Annotated in this window: 15 protein-coding genes; 14 read left to right on the top strand and 1 reads right to left on the bottom strand. The window is 57.4% G+C overall.

Annotated features, from left to right (window positions below; all coding sequences use genetic code 11):
• Window positions 1-11 precede the first annotated feature (11 nt).
• From odhB to BLU07_RS08535, 6 genes are all read left to right on the top strand, one after another.
• A complete protein-coding gene (gene odhB / locus BLU07_RS08560) occupies window positions 12-1,259 on the top strand; it encodes a 2-oxoglutarate dehydrogenase complex dihydrolipoyllysine-residue succinyltransferase (RefSeq protein ID WP_092386012.1) in 1,248 nt (415 codons plus the stop codon).
• Between the two features lie 75 nt (window positions 1,260-1,334).
• Window positions 1,335-2,771: a dihydrolipoyl dehydrogenase gene (gene lpdA, locus BLU07_RS08555; protein WP_092386010.1), complete on the top strand. Its 1,437-nt coding sequence runs from the start codon at window positions 1,335-1,337 to the stop codon at window positions 2,769-2,771.
• A gap of 171 nt (window positions 2,772-2,942) precedes the next feature.
• Window positions 2,943-4,109 carry an ADP-forming succinate--CoA ligase subunit beta gene (sucC, locus tag BLU07_RS08550; RefSeq protein ID WP_092386008.1) on the top strand — a complete coding sequence of 389 codons (1,167 nt, stop codon included), beginning with the start codon at window positions 2,943-2,945 and terminating at the stop codon, window positions 4,107-4,109.
• Window positions 4,109-4,993: a succinate--CoA ligase subunit alpha gene (sucD, locus tag BLU07_RS08545; protein WP_092386006.1), complete on the top strand. Its 885-nt coding sequence runs from the start codon at window positions 4,109-4,111 to the stop codon at window positions 4,991-4,993. The genes sucC and sucD overlap by 1 nt, the downstream gene beginning before the upstream one ends.
• A gap of 191 nt (window positions 4,994-5,184) precedes the next feature.
• Window positions 5,185-5,916 (top strand): DUF599 domain-containing protein, encoded by a 732-nt coding sequence (locus tag BLU07_RS08540; RefSeq protein ID WP_407920109.1) that lies wholly within the window; start codon window positions 5,185-5,187, stop codon window positions 5,914-5,916.
• Window positions 5,916-6,311: an MAPEG family protein gene (locus BLU07_RS08535; RefSeq protein ID WP_092386004.1), complete on the top strand. Its 396-nt coding sequence runs from the start codon at window positions 5,916-5,918 to the stop codon at window positions 6,309-6,311. The genes BLU07_RS08540 and BLU07_RS08535 overlap by 1 nt, the downstream gene beginning before the upstream one ends.
• 41 nt (window positions 6,312-6,352) lie before the next feature.
• Here BLU07_RS08535 and BLU07_RS08530 read toward each other — a convergent pair whose 3' ends face one another.
• Window positions 6,353-6,685 (bottom strand): hypothetical protein, encoded by a 333-nt coding sequence (locus BLU07_RS08530; RefSeq protein WP_092386002.1) that lies wholly within the window; start codon window positions 6,683-6,685, stop codon window positions 6,353-6,355.
• 149 nt (window positions 6,686-6,834) lie between these two features.
• Between BLU07_RS08530 and BLU07_RS08525 the strand changes: the two genes are divergently transcribed.
• The 8 genes from BLU07_RS08525 to BLU07_RS08490 all read left to right on the top strand — a co-directional run bounded on the left by BLU07_RS08525 (window position 6,835) and on the right by BLU07_RS08490 (window position 17,677).
• Complete coding sequence (locus BLU07_RS08525; protein ID WP_092386000.1) at window positions 6,835-7,299, top strand: PaaI family thioesterase; 465 nt, start codon at window positions 6,835-6,837, stop codon at window positions 7,297-7,299.
• Complete coding sequence (locus BLU07_RS08520) at window positions 7,296-7,736, top strand: PaaI family thioesterase (protein WP_092385998.1); 441 nt, start codon at window positions 7,296-7,298, stop codon at window positions 7,734-7,736. The genes BLU07_RS08525 and BLU07_RS08520 overlap by 4 nt, the downstream gene beginning before the upstream one ends.
• Before the next feature lie 18 nt (window positions 7,737-7,754).
• A complete protein-coding gene (locus tag BLU07_RS08515) occupies window positions 7,755-8,750 on the top strand; it encodes a hypothetical protein (RefSeq protein ID WP_092385996.1) in 996 nt (331 codons plus the stop codon).
• Window positions 8,751-8,860: 110 nt separating this feature from the next.
• The gene (htpG, locus tag BLU07_RS08510; protein WP_092385994.1) at window positions 8,861-10,765 is read left to right on the top strand and encodes a molecular chaperone HtpG; all 1,905 of its coding nucleotides are present in this window, start codon (window positions 8,861-8,863) and stop codon (window positions 10,763-10,765) included.
• 162 nt (window positions 10,766-10,927) lie between these two features.
• Window positions 10,928-11,710, top strand: a complete 783-nt coding sequence (locus BLU07_RS08505; RefSeq protein WP_092385992.1) for a dienelactone hydrolase family protein — start codon at window positions 10,928-10,930, stop codon at window positions 11,708-11,710.
• Window positions 11,711-11,847: 137 nt separating this feature from the next.
• Window positions 11,848-12,933 (top strand): efflux RND transporter periplasmic adaptor subunit, encoded by a 1,086-nt coding sequence (locus BLU07_RS08500; protein WP_092385990.1) that lies wholly within the window; start codon window positions 11,848-11,850, stop codon window positions 12,931-12,933.
• A gap of 14 nt (window positions 12,934-12,947) precedes the next feature.
• The gene (locus tag BLU07_RS08495; protein WP_092385988.1) at window positions 12,948-16,070 is read left to right on the top strand and encodes an efflux RND transporter permease subunit; all 3,123 of its coding nucleotides are present in this window, start codon (window positions 12,948-12,950) and stop codon (window positions 16,068-16,070) included.
• Between the two features lie 257 nt (window positions 16,071-16,327).
• On the top strand, window positions 16,328-17,677 hold the full coding sequence (locus BLU07_RS08490; protein WP_092385986.1) for a hypothetical protein: 1,350 nt from the start codon (window positions 16,328-16,330) through the stop codon (window positions 17,675-17,677).
• Window positions 17,678-17,735: the final 58 nt, after the last annotated feature.

Raw genomic sequence — 17,735 nt, 5'->3', positions numbered from 1 at the left:
AAGGATCAACAATGGCTATTGAACTCAAAGCCCCGACATTCCCCGAGTCCATCGCTGACGGTACCGTGGCAACCTGGCACAAACAGCCCGGCGACGCAGTCAAGCGCGACGAACTCGTTGTAGACATCGAAACCGACAAGGTGGTGATGGAAGTTCTGGCGGAAGCCGATGGTGTGATGGGCGAGATCATCAAGAATGAAGGTGATACCGTTCTCAGCGGCGAAGTGCTGGGCACTCTCAAGGATGGCGAAAAAGCCGCTTCGGGTGGCAGTGACAAGCCGGTGAAGGAAAAGGAAGAGGCTGCCCCGGCCGGCAATGACAAACAGGCCGACGCTGGCGATAGTGACGAAGAACCTCTGCTGTCACCTGCGGCGCGCAAACTGGCGGAAGAAAACAGCATTGCCCCTGGCAGCATCAAGGGCACCGGTAAAGATGGTCGCGTCACCAAGGAAGATGTGGTCAACGCCATCGAGGCGAAGAAAAACGCACCCAAGGCTGAAGAAAAGCCTGCGGCCAAGCCGGCTCAATCAGAAGCTGTGCAGGTGGGCGAGGGTGATCGTCAGGAAAAACGCGTGCCCATGACGCGCTTGCGTGCCCGGGTTGCCGAGCGCCTGGTGGACGCCCAATCGTCGATGGCGATGTTGACCACTTACAACGAAGTCAACATGAAGCCGATCATGGAGCTGCGCAGCAAGTACAAGGACATGTTCGAGAAGAAGCACAACGGTGTGCGTCTTGGCTTCATGTCCTTCTTCGTCAAGGCGGTCACCGAGGCGCTCAAGCGCTTCCCCGGCGTGAATGCCTCGATTGATGGCAATGACATTGTGTATCACGGTTATATGGATGTTGGCGTGGCTGTATCCAGCGACCGTGGCCTGGTGGTGCCGGTGTTGCGCAACGCTGAATTCATGAGCCTGGCCCAGATCGAGGGCGGGGTGGCCGACTACGGCCGCAAAGCGCGTGATGGCAAGCTGTCGATCGAGGAAATGACCGGTGGCACCTTCACCATTTCCAACGGTGGCGTGTTTGGCTCGCTGCTGTCTTCACCCATCGTCAATCCGCCGCAAACGGCCATTCTGGGCATGCACAAGATCCAGGAACGGCCGATGGCAGTCAATGGCGAAGTGGTTATCCTGCCGATGATGTATCTGGCCCTGTCCTACGATCACCGTTTGATCGACGGCAAGGAAGCAGTGAGCTTCCTGGTGGTCATCAAGGACCTGCTGGAAGATCCCGCACGTCTGCTGCTCGAAGTCTGATCAGCAACATTTATGCGCGCGTCGGGTCGCTTGCGAGCGGCCGCGACCGCCTGCTGCATATAGAGGAATTGGGTTATGAGCAAAAAATTTGATTTGATCGTGATTGGTGCGGGCCCCGGTGGTTACGTCGGTGCCATTCGTGCTGCCCAGCTGGGGATGAGCGTCGCCTGTGTGGAAAAGTATACCGACAAGGATGACAAGCTGGCTTTGGGCGGGACCTGCCTCAACGTCGGTTGCATTCCGTCCAAGGCACTGCTGGATTCCTCATGGAAATTCCATGAAGCCCAGGAAGGTTTCAAGATTCACGGTATCGAAGCCAAAGGTGTCAGCATCGACGTCAAGGCAATGATCGAGCGCAAGGACAAGATCGTCAAGCAGCTGACAGGCGGTGTTGCTGCCCTGTTCAAGGCCAGCGGCGTGACCAGTATCGAAGGCCATGGCAAACTCCTGGCCGGCAAGAAAGTCGAAGTGACCGGGCCGGATGGTGAAACCGAGGTCTATGAAGCGGAAAATGTCATGCTGGCCTCCGGTTCACGTCCGATCGAGATTCCTCCGACGCCGTTGACCGATGACATCATCGTCGATTCCACTGGCGCACTGGATTTCACCAGCGTACCGAAGAAGCTCGGCGTGATTGGCGCCGGCGTGATTGGACTCGAGCTGGGATCAGTATGGCGTCGTCTGGGGTCGGAAGTGGTTGTGTTCGAGGCCCAGGAGCAGTTTCTGGGTCTGGCTGACGAGCAGATTGCCAAAGAAGCGCACAAGACCTTCACCAAGCAGGGCCTGCAGATTCGTCTGGGCGCTCGAGTGACCGGCAGCGAGATCAAGCGCAAACAGGTTACCGTGTTCTTTACCGATGCCGAAGGCGAACAGCAGCTGACTTTCGACAAGCTGATTGTTGCCGTTGGCCGCCGCCCCTATACCGAAAACCTGTTGGCTGCCGATTGCGGTGTCGACAAGGATGAACGCGATATCATCTTCGTGGATGACTATTGCGCGACCAGCGTACCCGGCGTGTATGCAGTGGGTGATATGGTGCGTGGCGCCATGCTGGCCCACAAGGCATCGGAAGAAGGCGTCATGGTTGCCGAGCGCATTGCCGGGCAGAAGACCGCAATGAACTACGACCTGGTGCCCTCGGTCATCTACACCCACCCGGAAATTGCCTGGGTGGGCAAAAACGAACAACAACTGAAGTCGGAAGGCGTCGAATACAAGGTTGGGGTTTTCCCCTTCGCCGCCAGCGGACGAGCCATGGCTGCCAATGATACTGGCGGTATGGTCAAGATGCTGGCTGACGCCAAAACCGACCGCGTCCTGGGTGTGCATGTCATTGGTCCGGCTGCCGCCGAACTGGTGCAGCAGGGTGCCATTGGCATGGAATTCGGCACCAGTGCCGAGGATCTGGGCATGATGGTTTACTCACACCCGACCATGTCGGAGGCGCTGAAAGAAGCGGCCCTGGCAGTCAATGGTCACGCCATCCATGTAGCCAACCGCAAGAAGCGTTAAACTAGCGCCCGCATGACCGGCGAGTCGCAGTCTGATTCGCCGGTTTCGGTTGACCCCGGGATGGTACGCCGGCTCCGGTCGGCAGGTTCCTAAACAGGATCCAGGCCGGTTGCAGGGTGGTTTGCTGTAGCCGATAACGCAATTCCTACACGATCAAAACGGTAGACAAGCATGAATCTTCACGAATATCAGGGGAAACAACTCTTCGCCGAGTATGGCCTTCCCGTCTCCAAGGGCTTCGCTGTCGATACGCCCGAAGCAGCAGTAGAAGCGTGCGACAAGATTGGCGGTGACATGTGGGTAGTCAAAGCCCAGGTGCACGCTGGTGGCCGCGGTAAAGCCGGTGGCGTCAAGCTGATCAAGAACAAGGACGATGCCAAGGCATTCGCCGAACAGTGGCTGGGCCAGCGTCTGGTGACCTACCAGACTGACGCCAATGGTCAACCAGTGACCAAGATTCTGGTTGAGTCCTGCACTGACATTGCCCAGGAGCTCTACCTGGGTGCGGTGGTTGATCGTTCGACTCGCCGTATCGTTTTCATGGCCTCTACCGAAGGTGGCGTGGAAATCGAGAAGGTTGCCGAAGAAACCCCGGAAAAGATTCTCAAGGCTACGGTTGATCCGCTGGTGGGCCCGATGCCCTACCAGGGTCGTGAGCTGGCGTTCCAGCTGGGCCTGACCGGTAACCAGATCAAGCAGTTCACCAACATCTTCGTTGGTCTCGGCAAGCTGTTTGCCGACTATGATCTGGCCCTGCTGGAAATCAACCCGCTGGTGATCAAGGAAGACGGCGACCTGCATTGCCTGGATGCCAAGATCAATATCGACGGCAACGCCATGTACCGCCAGCCCAAGCTGCGCGCCATGCACGACCCGTCGCAGGACGATCCGCGTGAAGCCCACGCAGCCCAGTTCGAACTGAACTACGTGGCGCTGGAAGGCAACATTGGCTGCATGGTCAATGGTGCCGGTCTGGCCATGGGTACCATGGATATCGTCAACCTGCACGGCGGCAGCCCGGCCAACTTCCTTGACGTTGGCGGCGGTGCAACCAAGGAACGCGTCACCGAAGCGTTCAAGATCATCCTGTCTGACAGCAATGTCAAAGCCGTGCTGGTCAACATTTTCGGCGGCATCGTGCGCTGTGACATGATTGCCGAAGGCATCATTGGTGCAGTCAAGGAAGTCGGCGTAAAAGTGCCGGTCGTGGTTCGCCTCGAAGGCAACAACGCCGATGTTGGCGCCCAGGTTCTGGCCGATAGTGGCCTCAACATCATTGCTGCAACCAGTCTGACCGACGCTGCCCAGCAAGTCGTCAAGGCCGCGGAGGGTAAATAATGAGCATCCTGATCAATAAAGATACCAAAGTCATTTGCCAGGGCTTTACCGGTTCCCAGGGCACTTTCCACTCCGAACAAGCCATTGCCTACGGCACCAAGATGGTTGGCGGCGTAACACCCGGCAAGGGTGGTACTACCCACCTGGGCCTGCCCGTGTTCAATACCGTTGCTGAAGCGGTTGCCGAAACCGGCGCTGAAGCCAGTGTTATCTATGTACCGGCTCCCTTCTGCAAGGATTCGATCCTGGAAGCAGCCAACAGCGGCATCAAGCTGATCGTGTGCATCACCGAAGGTATCCCGACGCTGGATATGCTGGATGCCAAGGTCAAGTGCGACGAGCTGGGTGTGCGCCTGATCGGGCCGAACTGCCCGGGTGTTATCACGCCCGGCGAGTGCAAGATCGGCATCATGCCCGGTCACATTCACCTGCCGGGCAAGGTCGGTATCGTGTCCCGTTCCGGCACCCTGACCTATGAAGCGGTCAAGCAGACTACGGATTCCGGTTTTGGCCAGTCCACCTGTGTTGGTATTGGTGGCGACCCGATCCCGGGTTCCAACTTCATCGACATTCTCGAGTTGTTCGAGAAGGATCCGGCGACCGAAGCCATCGTCATGATCGGTGAGATCGGTGGCAGTGCCGAGGAAGAGGCTGCGGCCTATATCAAGGCCAATGTCAGCAAGCCGGTCGTATCCTACATCGCGGGTGTCACAGCTCCGGCGGGCAAGCGCATGGGTCATGCCGGCGCGATCATTTCCGGCGGCAAAGGTACGGCAGACGAGAAGTTTGCTGCGCTGGAAGATGCCGGGGTTAAAACCGTGCGTTCGCTGGCTGAAATCGGCAAGGCGTTGGCAGAACTGACCGGTTGGGAAATCAAGCAGTAAGTCCCTTTCGTCAGTTGAAAAAAACCGCGGCTCCGGCTGCGGTTTTTTTATATCTGCAGGATGCGGCTTGCAGTACTTTTGGCGCTGAGAGTCAGTCCCCGGGCTCTGTTTTGGTGCTAAAGTAATGACAGCCTGGCGGATGAAAATGAATACTCCGCTGCATGTAGTTAAAGGAGACTGTCTTGCCTGCAATCCCTTCTGCCGATGATATCTGGTTGAACCTGTTTGCTTTTCTATGGCTGATGTTGTGCTGGGTAGGTTATACCCGTTACGCCGACTACAAGGCAAAGAATACTGCCTGTCTGGCCAGCATACTGCATCTCTACCGGCTGGACTGGATGAACCGGTTGCTGTTGCGCGATCAACGGATTGCCGACGCCAGCGTAGTGGGCAATCTGGAGCGCAATACCGCGTTTTTTGCTTCCAGTACACTGCTGATTCTGGCGGGCCTGCTGGCTGTACTGGGGGCGACCGATCGGGCACAAAGCCTGCTGCAGGATCTGCCGTTTGTTACTACCGTCAGTCGTGAGGTGTCCGAGCTCAAGCTACTGGTTTTGCTGGCAATCTTCGTTTATGCCTTTTTTACCTTTTCCTGGGGGATGCGGCAGTACAACTTTGCTTCGGTACTGGTCGGTTCGGCCCCCATTGTCGGGGAAAAGAATGTTACCGAAGCCGAGCGCAAGGCTTATGCTGAGCGTGGAGCCCGGGTGTTGTCGATGGCGGCGCATGAGTTCAACCTGGGCTTGCGTGCTTTTTACTTTGCCCTGGCTACGCTGAGCTGGTTTATCAATCCATGGATTTTCATTCTGGTCACCACGGGAGTGGTTGGCGTACTGTATCGGCGAGAGTTTCATTCTGACGTGCTGCGGGCCATGCTTTATACCCCGACCCCGCAGACTGACAATAACAAGGAGTCTGTCTGATGAGTTTTCCCCTGTGGTGTCTGTTCATCGCAGCCTTGCTGCTGGTAGCAACCAAGGCGCCGGTTGCTGTCGCCATGGCGCGTTCGGGAAACAAAGGTTATGACAACCGTCACCCACGCGCGCAACAGGCCGCGCTTACCGGTTGGGGTGCGCGCGCAATGGCTGCGCATGCCAATCACTTTGAGGCTTTTCCGGTGTTTGCTGCCGGGGTGCTGGTTGCCCAGGTGACGGGCAGTGCGGGAACGCTGGTGAATACGCTGGCAGCGTTGTTCGTACTGGCAAGAATCGGTTACACCGTGTTGTACATCAAGGATGTACACCTGTTGCGCAGTCTGGTCTGGGGCGTGGGTTTTATCAGTTCGGTACTCTTGTTGCTCAGCCCGCTGTTCGGCTGATCAGATGCTGGCCGAGGCAGGGCCTCGGCCAGCAAAAATAATTACTGATCGTCGGACATGGCTTCACGGGCATCTTCTGCCTTTTCTTCCACGTATTCAGCCGAGCTGTCATAGGCGTCGCCCATGGCTTCACCGGCTGATTCAACGCCATCCTCGATGCGCTCTCCGGTCGTGCGCTCGTTGCCAGTCGCTTCGCGGACTGCTTCTTCGGTGGCATCGGCAGCATCGGATGCGGCATCGCCGACGTTTTCTGCCGCGTCAGACATGGATTCAGCGGCTGATTCCATATGATCTTCCGGTTCCGGTTCACTCTGGCAGGCAGCCAACAAGCCGATACTCGCAAGTAGTGCAGTCGTAGCAACAAACTTTTTCATTGAGAACTCCTTGGTTTTACTATGAAAGGGGCTCTGACGTTCCTGCAGCCCGCACCAAGAATAGAGCCGGGGTGGCAACAAAAGCAAACCCGAAAGCGATCAGACAAGGTAATATGCCCAGGTTATGAGTCATTATCAGGTGTTTTTGCATGAGTTCTATCGCTGAGCGAGCGAACAGCTTTTTATCAATTCTGCGTCACTGTCAGGAGCTGGGCATGACGGTAGAGCAGGCTGACGAACAAGGGCTGGTCCTCAAACTGCCTTATTCGGACGCTATCGTCGGCAATCCGTTCACTGGTGTTGTACACGGAGGAGCCATTACCACCCTGATGGATACCTGCTGCGGCATCTCCACCGTATGCTATCTGCCCGAGTTCGAGATATGCCCAACGCTGGACCTGCGCATTGATTACATGCACCCGGCCGAGCCACATAAACCGATTTACGGGTTTGCTGAATGTTATCGTCTGACCTCGGCGGTTATTTTTACCCGTGGGGTGGCTTATCAGGACAACCGGGATGAACCGATTGCTCATGTTGTCGGGGCTTTCATGCGTCTGGGCAAATCCGGATCGATGCCGGGTGGCGGCAAGCATGCAGGAGGCCCGGTATGAGTGCCCAGCAAATTGAACAGTTGCTGCGCGAGGCGCACGCGAGTGGCAATTATGCCCCGGTGATCGAGCTGATTCCCTATGCCCGGACTATCGGCATCCAGGTCATGCGCCTGGGTGAAGAAGTGGTGTTTCATCTGCCGACATCACCCGGCAATATCGGGAATCCGGTGCTTCCAGCCATTCACGGTGGAGTCATTGCCGGTTTTATGGAGCAAGCCGCCTGGCTGCATCTGATGATTTTCATGAGCAGTCAGAACTTCCCCAAGATCATCGATTTTTCCATTGATTATCTGCGTGCCGGCCTGGATCGGGATACCTATGCGACCTGTCAGGTCTGGCGTCAGGGGCGTCGAGTAGGTAATGTGGCAGTAACGGCCTGGCAAACGCGTTCGGATGAGCCGATAGCTACTGCCCGGGCCCACTTCAAGCTCGACTGAACAGGAGTCACGCACTGGATGGATGCCGTGCTGATTATTGTCGGGGTGTTGCTTCTGGCTGGTGGTTGGCTGTGGTTGTCGGTGACTGCCTGGCGCCAGTCTTCGGGGCACTTCATTGCTGCACTGCTGGCTGCGCCGCTTCTATTGCTGGTGCGTGGGCGTGGCTTCGCGCTCTGGCCCCGTTTGCTGCTGTTGCTGGGGTTGTTGCTGATGGGCGGCGGCCTGTGGTGGCTGCATGAGCAGCAACCGGAGCGCTTTGATGCGCTGATCAGCGGCGCCTGGTATCCGGCCGAAAAGGGCACTCAAACCGCTTTGCATGGCCGTCTGATGGGGCAAGCCTTTCATCCGACCCAGGCCTTCTGGGCCGGTCAGGATCTGATCCTGGAAGAGCGCGATACCCATCGTTTGCGGCGCTCACTGCGCCTGCGCTTCAGCACTCTGGAACAGCTGCCCGAGACGGGTCTGCAATGGTTGCCCGGTGATGCCGGGCCCTGGCCCGAAGTCGTCATGCAATGGCATGACGGCGCTCTGTCGGTGCCTGGTTGGCGTCAGGTCAGCGATCCTTACACGCTGATTATTCAGCCCCTGGGTCAGCGGCATGAGCGTTTGACGCTGGATCTGCGCCTGCCCGCCACGTATCAGACCTGGGTGCGCGGCACCGTGACTCTGGCCGAGTCGCCGGAATGGTTGCAGCCTGATCAGGCGAGTACCGACAAGGAGGCAAACCCGGTCGAGGTCATTCCCGCCGAGCAGGAAAGAGCAATGGACGCTGGCCGACAGACAGCCAATGACTGGCAGTTGCTCAGTCTCATGGCTTTGTTTGAACAGCCGACGGACTACCTGGGTCAAGAGGTGCGTCTGGTCACCTGGTCCGGACGCAGCCATCAAGGGCGTTTGCAACGTATCAGCGAGAGTCAGCGTCTGGTCTTGCTGCAGCGTCACGATGCCAATCAGGTCGAGTTGCATTTCAACCCGCTGGATGTGCGCAGCATTGAAATGCGCCCCTTGAAATAACCGCGACTGTCCCCATTTACCTGCCATGTACGCAGCCTTGCTCGCCAAGGTCTGCTGGATAACAACGTGCCGCAATAGCGGCCCCTGTGACCAATGGAGACACTGACGCCATGACCGTGGAAACGCAAAAGGAAACGCTCGGTTTTCAGACCGAAGTCAAGCAACTACTGCACCTGATGATCCATTCGATGTATTCGAACAAGGAAATCTTTTTGCGTGAGTTGATTTCCAATGCTTCAGATGCATCTGACAAGCTGCGTTTTGAAGCGATTGCTCAGCCTGAGTTGCTGGAAAGTGACCCTGAATTGCGCATTCGCTTGAGTGCCGACGAAACGGCCAAGACGCTGACTATCGAAGACAACGGTATTGGCATGACACGGGCCGAAGTGATCGAGAATCTTGGCACCATTGCCAAGTCGGGTACGGCTGCCTTCATGCAGCAGCTGTCCGGCGATCAGCAAAAGGATGCCAGTCTGATTGGTCAGTTCGGGGTCGGTTTCTACAGTGCTTTCATTGTCGCCGACAAGGTCGAAGTGTTTACTCGCCGCGCCGGGGCGGATGCCGAGGAGGGTGTGCATTGGGAGTCGGCGGGTGAGGGCGAGTTCAGCATCGCCACCATCAACAAGCCCGAACGTGGAACCCGTATCGTGCTGCACCTGAAAGCCGCCGAGAGCGAATTTGCCGATGGCTGGCGTCTGCGCAATATCGTCAAGAAGTATTCCGACCATATCTCCCTGCCTATCGAACTGCCCAAACAACACATGGGTGACGACAAGGATCAGCCGGTTGAGGTTGAATGGGAAAGCGTCAATCGCGCCAGTGCGCTGTGGACCCGTCCGCGCACCGAGGTTACCGACGAGGAATATCAGGAGTTTTTCAAGCACGTTGCGCATGACTTCGAAAATCCGCTGAGCTGGAGCCACAACAAGGTTGAAGGCAAGCTGGAATACACCAGCCTGCTGTATGTGCCGGGCCGGGCACCTTTTGACCTCTATCAGCGCGAAGCACCGCGTGGCCTGAAACTCTATGTGCAGCGCGTCTTCATCATGGATGACGCCGAACAGTTCCTGCCCTTGTATCTGCGTTTCATCAAGGGGGTGGTCGATTCCAACGATCTGTCGCTCAACGTCTCGCGGGAAATTCTGCAGAAAGATCCGGCCATCGACAGCATGAAGTCAGCCTTGACCAAACGCGTGCTCGACATGCTGGAAAAACTGGCGAAGAAAAAGCAGGAGGAGTACGCAACTTTCTGGAAAGAGTTCGGCAGTGTATTGAAAGAAGGGCCGGCCGAAGACTTTGCCAATCGCGAGAAGATCGCCGCGCTGCTGCGTTTTGCCTCGACAGCGCAGACCGATGACAGCGAAGTGGTGGGACTGGATGCCTATATCGAGCGCATGGTGGAAGGTCAGGACAAGATTTATTACCTGACTGGCGAGCGCTACAGCCAGGTCAAGAACAGCCCGCACCTGGAAATCTTCCGCAAGAAGGGTATCGAGGTACTGCTGCTGACTGACCGCATCGACGAGTGGCTGATGAGTCATCTCAACGAATATCAGGGCAAGCAGTTCGTGGATATCGCCCGTGGTGATCTGGACCTTGGCCAATTGGAAGGTGACGAAGACAAGCAGGCACAGGAAGAAGCGGCCAAGGCCAAGCAGGACCTGGTCAAGCGCATCCAGGAGGTGCTCAAGGATGGCGTGGAAGAGGTCAAGGTCTCACACCGTTTGACCGATTCACCGGCGGTACTGGTGATCAATGAAGACGGCATGGGCATGCAGATGCGCAAGATCCTGGAAGCCACCGGGCAGAAAGCACCGGACAGCAAGCCGATTCTGGAGATCAATACCAGCCATCCATTGCTGGAAAAGCTCGATGCGGAACAGGATGAGGCGCGCTTTGCCGATCTGACGCATATCCTGTTTGATCAAGCTGCGTTGGCCGCCGGCGAGTCTTTGCAGGACCCCGGCAGTTACGTGCGTCGGCTGAATGCACTGCTGGTGGAGCTCAGTCGCTGAGCTGATTGACCGGCCATAGCGGTGACGAGAACGGGCGGTAGTTGCTGTCAGGTGGCTACCGCCCGTTTGCATGTGTGTCTGTTTTAACCGTCACCGCGCTTGACAGGTTGGCCGCCAACAACTTGAATTCAGCCTGACTTTCCAAAGCCCAAGGACAATGGCATGAAAAAGACACTGACTTCCCTGTTGATGGCAGGAGTTGCCACGGCCGCTCAGGCCGAGATGGTCACGCAACCGGTTGCCTATGATATCGATGGCGAGCCCTATCAGGGCATGCTGGTATATGACGGCAGCGTCAGCGATTCACGTCCCGGCCTGTTGATGGTGCCCAACTGGATGGGCGTGACCGAACAGGCGGCAGACAAGGCATACCGGGTCGCAGGTTCCGAATACGTCGTTTTCATCGCTGACATGTATGGCAAGGATATCCGTCCGCAGGATGCCGACGAGGCGGGCAAGGCCGCCAGCTTTGTGCGCGATGATCGTGCCCGCCAACGCCAGCGGGTCAATGCGGCTCTCGAAGTTTTCAAGGAGCAGACCGATCAGGTCGCACTGGACACCAGCAAAATGGCCGCCATTGGTTTCTGTTTTGGCGGTGGTACTGTGCTTGAATTGGCCCGTTCCGGCACCGAGATTGGCGGGGTAGTATCCTTCCACGGCAACCTGGACACGCCCAATGCAGATGATGCCCAGGCCATTAAGACCTCGGTACTGGTGCTGCATGGCGCGGATGACCCCTATGTACCACCCGAGCAGGTACAGGCCTTTGAAGCGGAAATGCGTGCCGCCGAGGTGGACTGGCAACTGACCAGCTACGGCGGTGCCGTGCATTCTTTCACCGACCCGACCGCTGCCATGCCGGGGCAGGCTGAATACCACCCACTGGTTGCCGAACGCGCCTTTGCTGCCATGCACCTGTTCCTGCGTGAGCGCCTGGCAGAGTAGGGCGGCACATTCAGTCACATAGTGTTCGAAAATCCTTGCCAATCAGGACTGGGCAGCTCACCCGGATAACGTCATCATAGTCAGCTTGATTCTTATTCTCGCCCCGCCACGCGGGGTGACTGCTACGGGTGATCAGAATGTCTGCGGTGAAAATCTTGCTCCGAACCCTGGTGCCACTGGTTCTGTCGGGTAGTGCCGGGTTGGCTGTGGCCCAGCCGCCAGCGCCGGTCCTGGTGGTGGCGGCGGAGCAACGCCACCTGTCGACCGACATCCAGGCGCTGGGCACCCTGATGGCGAATGAAACAGCCGTGGTGACGGCCAATCTGACGGAAACCATCAGCAGTATTCATTTCAGCGATGGCCAGCGGGTCAAGGCTGGTGACCTGCTGGTTGAACTCAATAACCGCGAGCAGCAAGCTCAGCTGGAAGAAGCGCGAGTTGCGCTGGCCAATGCGGAGGGTCAGTTGCAGCGCGCGCGTCAGCTGGTGGAAAGCCGCTTCCTGTCCAATCAGGAACTGGAAGATCGGCAGCGTGAATATGATATTGCCCGTGCGCGGATACAAGCCGTTGAAGCTCGCCTGGCGGATCGTCAGATTCGCGCTCCGTTCGACAGCGTGGTTGGTCTGCGCGAGGTGAGTGTCGGCAGTCTGCTGACACCGGGTACTCCGGTGGCCACCCTGCATGACGACAGCGTCATGAAGCTGGATTTTCGCGTACCGGAAACCCGCATGGCCGAGTTGCGATCGGGTCTGATGATCAGCGCCACTAGCGGTGCCTGGCCGGATACATTGTTCGAGGGTGAAATCAGCGTTCTGGACAACGAGGTTGATCCGGTCACGCGAACGGTGCGGGTACGTGCGCTGATTCCCAATCCGCAAGGCTTGCTGCGCCCGGGCATGCTGATGAGCGTCCGGATTGCCAGCCTGCCGCGCCAGTCTCTGGTCATTCCTGAAGAAGCCTTGTTGCCTCGGGGGTTGCGCCAGTTTGTCATGCGCCTGGATGCCGGTGAAGACGGCGGCTGGTCGGTTACCCGGCAACAGGTCGAGCTGGGGCAGCGCTTTGCCGGTTACGTGGAGATTCTTTCCGGGCTGGCCGCGGATGACAAGGTCGTCAGCCACGGTGGTTTCAAACTGCGGCCGGGGCAGAGTGTGAGCATCAAGGCCGAGCTGGATATTGGTCAGTCAGTGGCGGATACATTGCGCAGCGACGATGCCGTCAATTAATCAGGGAGTAGTCGATGATTCTGTCTGACAGCGCGGTTACCCGCCCGGTTTTTGCGACCGTACTGGCATTGCTGCTGGTGATATTCGGGGTAGTGGCTTTCAACATGTTGCCACTGCGCGAGTACCCCGACATAGATCCGCCGGTGGTGACCATCGATACCAACTATCGAGGCGCTGCGGCCAGTGTCATTGATTCCCAGATTACCCAGGTTATCGAAGAACGCGTCTCAGGTATCGAAGGTATCGAGTTTATCGACTCGCAAAGCGAGGATGGTCGCTCACGCATTACTATCCGTTTCTCCATCAACCGGGATGTCAACGAAGCCGCCAATGATATTCGCGACCGGGTGTCGGCGGTGCTGCGTCAGTTGCCGGATGAAGCTGATCCGCCTGCGGTACGCAAGGTCGACGCCAACCAGGATGTCGTGATCTGGTGGAATCTGACCAGTGATCGCCTCAACATGACCGAGCTGACCGATTATGCCGAGCGCTTTCTGGTCGATCGGTTTTCCACGCTGGACGGGGTCGGGGCGGTCCGTGTTGGTGGGCAGCAACGTTACGCCATGCGTATCTGGCTGGACCGCGAAGCCATGGCGGCGCGTGATCTGACAGTCAGTGATATTGAAAATGCGCTGCGTGCCGAGAACGTTGAGCTACCCGCCGGCAATATCGAGTCATTCAATCGATTGTTCACCGTGCGCGTCGCGCGCAGTTTCAATACGGCCGATGACTTTGCCCGCCTCGTCGTTGCCCGTGGTGACAATTACCTGGTACGTCTGGCCGATGTTGCCCGAGTGGAGCGGGGTACGGAAGAAGCACGCAATCTGTTTCGTGGCAATACCGTACCCATGGTCGGTATTGGCCTGGAGCGGCAATCCACCGCCAACACCCTGGAGTTGTCACGGGCTTCGCGTGCTCTGGTTGATGAGCTGAATGGCACGCTGCCGGAGGGTATGCGGATTGAACCGAGCTTCGATGGCTCGGTATTTATCGAGGGCGCGATCAAGGAAGTGTACAGCACCCTGGCCATAGCCCTGGTATTGGTAGTACTGGCCATTTTCCTGTTTCTCGGCAGTCCCCGTGCCATTCTGGTACCCGCAGTGACTCTGCCGGTCTCGATCATGGCTACCTTTATCGGCTTGCTGCTGTTCGGTTTTACCGTCAACCTGTTGACCCTGCTGGCGCTGGTGTTGGCTATCGGTCTGGTGGTGGATGACGCCATCATCGTGCTGGAAAATATTCGTCGGCGGATTGACGAAAAAGGGGAGACACCACTGGTGGCCGCCTTTTACGGAACCCGCCAGGTGGCCTTTGCCGTGGTCTCGACGACGCTGGTGCTGATCGCTGTATTCGTGCCCATCGCCTTTCTGCAGGGCGATGTCGGACGTCTTTTTTCCGAGTTTGCCCTGACCATGGCTGCAGCGGTGGCCTTTTCCAGTTTTGTCGCCCTGACCCTGTCGGCCATGCTGGCCTCCAAGGTGCTCAAGCCACGCGATGGCGAGAACTGGCTGACGCAGCAGGTTGAGCGAGTCCTGTTTGCCACCCGTGGCATCTATGCCAGCGTGCTGGTCCGGGTTCTGCGCTGGCGTTGGGTGGCCCTGCTGGTGTTTCTGGCCATGTTTGCCGGCACAGGCTGGCTGTTCAACCAGTTGCCCAGTGAATATACCCCACGGGAAGATCGCGGCTCGATGTTCCTGATCGTCAATGGTCCCGAAGGCGCGACCTACGACTATATGCTCGATTACATGAACGAGATTGAAGAGCGCCTGATGCACCTGGTCGACCAGGGCGACATCATGCGCTTGCTGGTGCGTGCCCCGCGTGCTTTTGGTGGCGTGGAAACCTTCAATACCGGGATTGTGATCATTGTGCTGGAAGATTGGGGGCAGCGGCGTTCGGGATGGGAGATAATGGCTGACATTCAGCAACGACTGGCTGATCTGCCTGGCGTTCGCGCATTTCCGATCATGCGTCAGGGTTTCGGCAGCGGTGGGCAACAACCTTTCCAGATGGTGATTGGCGGCGCCGGTACCTATGCCGAACTGGCGGAATGGCGTGATACCTTGATGGACAGGATTGCAGCAGACAACCCCGGCCTGATCAATCTGGATTCGGATTACAAGGAAACTCAACCGCAGCTGGAAGTGCACGTGGATTACGATCGTGCTGCTGACCTCGGCGTCAACATCGGCACCTTGGGGCGCACGCTGGAAACCATGCTGGGCTCGCGCCGCGTCACTACCTACATCGATGACGGTGAAGAGTATGACGTGATTCTGGAAGGTGAGCCGGAAAGTCAGCGTGCGCCAACCAGCCTGCAAAATATCTATGTGCGCTCGGCCAACAGTGGCGAGTTGATTCCGTTGTCCAATATGGTCAGTCTGGAGGAATACGCCGGCTCGACCACGCTGAACCGCTATAATCGCAACCGGGCTATCACGCTTGAAGCCGGGCTGGCTGACGGTGTTTCTCTGGGAGACGCGCTGGATCACGTTGAAGCCTTGGCGCGGGAGCATTTGCCGGACAATCTGGTGATTGACTACAAAGGCCAGTCGCTGGATTTCCGCAACGCTGGCGGGTCGCTATTGTTTGTCTTTGTACTTGGGCTGGTCGTGGTGTTTCTGGTGCTGTCTGCCCAGTTCGAGAGTTTCATACATCCCCTGGTGATCATGTTTGGCGTGCCCATGGCCATTGGCGGTGCGCTGATCGGACTGTGGCTGACGGGGAATTCGCTCAACCTGTACAGCCAGATCGGGCTGGTCATGCTGATCGGGCTGGCCGCCAAGAATGGCATTCTGATTGTCGAGTTCGCCAATCAGTTGCGTGATGACGGGAAACCCTTTGATGAGGCCCTGGTCGAAGCCAGTACGCTGCGTCTGCGGCCGATCCTGATGACCGGGGTGACGACAGTAGCGGGTGCTTTGCCACTGGTATTTGCATTTGGCCCCGGCGCTGAGACGCGCTCGGTGATCGGTATCGTCGTCATGTCGGGTGTGAGTGTATCCATGGTGCTGACCCTGTTCGTGATTCCGGTGCTCTACAGCCTGATGGCCCGTGGTACGGGTTCACCGTCGGCAACGCGGCTGCGTCTGCTGCGGGAAGAGCGTGGCGAGGGCTCTGAACAGGGCTATTCATAGTTGTGATAATGCAAGTATGGTGTGATTGAGAGCAGCGCGTGATGGTCGTCAACCAGTGCAGACTGCTGCGGCCCTTGTCGGCAGTGGTCTGCGTTGAAGCAGTGGTTCTGGAGATGTGTTGTCAAGCCGTCGGCATCAGGGTCTGGCGTAATCCCGATGGCCGTATGCACGGACGGTGAACAAACGGCATAATGATTCGCAATTCCGATCCGGTTCGGAAAACAAAAAAACAAATTCAAAAAGTCACGGAGTGTGCCATGTCTAAACCCGAGCTTCCCGGCTGGCGCTGGGGCCCTTTTACCTTCCGCTTGCCGTTTTACCACACACGATTCTATTGGCAGGAAGCACTGCAGGGTTTGTTTGTGGCCGCAGCGACCGGTCTTGCCCTGGTTCCCTTGATGATGGAGTTCTTCGGCCTGACCTTTGAGCAGGCTGTGGCCATGTCGATGATTCACTCCATTCTCATCGGCTCAGCGGTCATTTTCTTCGGGGAACCCTATGCGCCGGGGTGGGTCACGCCGGCATTGCCGTTGGTACTTGCCTTCGTGCTGGGCGGCTATGATGACCCGGCGTCCCGCTTTCAGGCCATGACGGCACTGTCTCTCAATTTTGCCGTGCTGCTGGTTGTTCTCGGGGTCAGTGGCCTGGGCAAAAAGTTTGTGCTCTGGCTGCCTGATACGCTGAAAGCCGGCATCATTCTTGGTGCCGCCATCGCAGCGTTGAAACGGGTATTCATTGATGATGCCGAGCGCTTCCTGTTTCAGCAGCCGATCGCCATTACCCTCGCGTGTGCCGTTTGCCTGATCTTTGCTTTCTCCCTGCCGATGCAGAAACTGAAGGAAAGATACAAGGTTTTTGCCATTATCGGCGCACTGGGTCTGTTGCCTGGTTTTATCATCGCCGGCGTGGTTGGCCCCATGGTAGGTGAGGTCAGCTACGATATTCAGTGGGGTATCCTGATTCCCCCGGTCGGTGAGGCCTGGAACCTGATGTCGCCTTTCGTTATCGGCTGGCCGAGTCTGGACATGTTTCTGCAGGGCATGCCGTTGGCAATCATTACCTACGTCATCCTGTTCGGCGACATGGTAACCGGTAATGAAGTGATCCGGGATGGCCTGACCAAGCGCCAGGATGAGCATATCGATATCAACCCGACGCGTACGCACTTGTCGGTGGGCATCCGGAATGCACTGATGGGGATTTTTGCCCCCTTCTTCCCGACCCAGGGCGCCATGTGGACGGGGGTTCAAGTGATTATCGTGCAGCGTTGGAAGCAGGGTGTTGAAGGCATGAACAGCCTGCACAGTGGTCTGGCTTCCTATTACATGATGGGCGTGCCGATCCTGTTCTTCCTGCTGCCATTGCTGACCGGGCTGCAACCCTTGCTGGGTGTGGCATTGTCGCTGACTCTGGTATTGACCGGCTTTGCCTGTGCCTATGTGGCCATGTCGATTCCGCAGAACAATACCTCACGCGGCACCGTTGTACTGATTGGCGCAGCTCTGGCCTTCTTCGAGCCCTGGATCGGTCTGACCTTCGGTGTGTTGGCGACTATTCTGTTGGTCGGCTGGGATCGCAACCCGGACCCGATTCCGCACGAAGACTGACAGTTTTGCTATCATGCTCAACATCATCAGCCACGCCTCAGGGCGTGGCTGTTTTGTT

This window comes from Halopseudomonas salegens (genome assembly GCF_900105655.1).
Taxonomy (GTDB): domain Bacteria; phylum Pseudomonadota; class Gammaproteobacteria; order Pseudomonadales; family Pseudomonadaceae; genus Halopseudomonas; species Halopseudomonas salegens.
The sequence above is the reverse complement of the archived record's forward strand: the minus strand, read 5'-3'. Positions and strand labels throughout refer to the sequence as shown.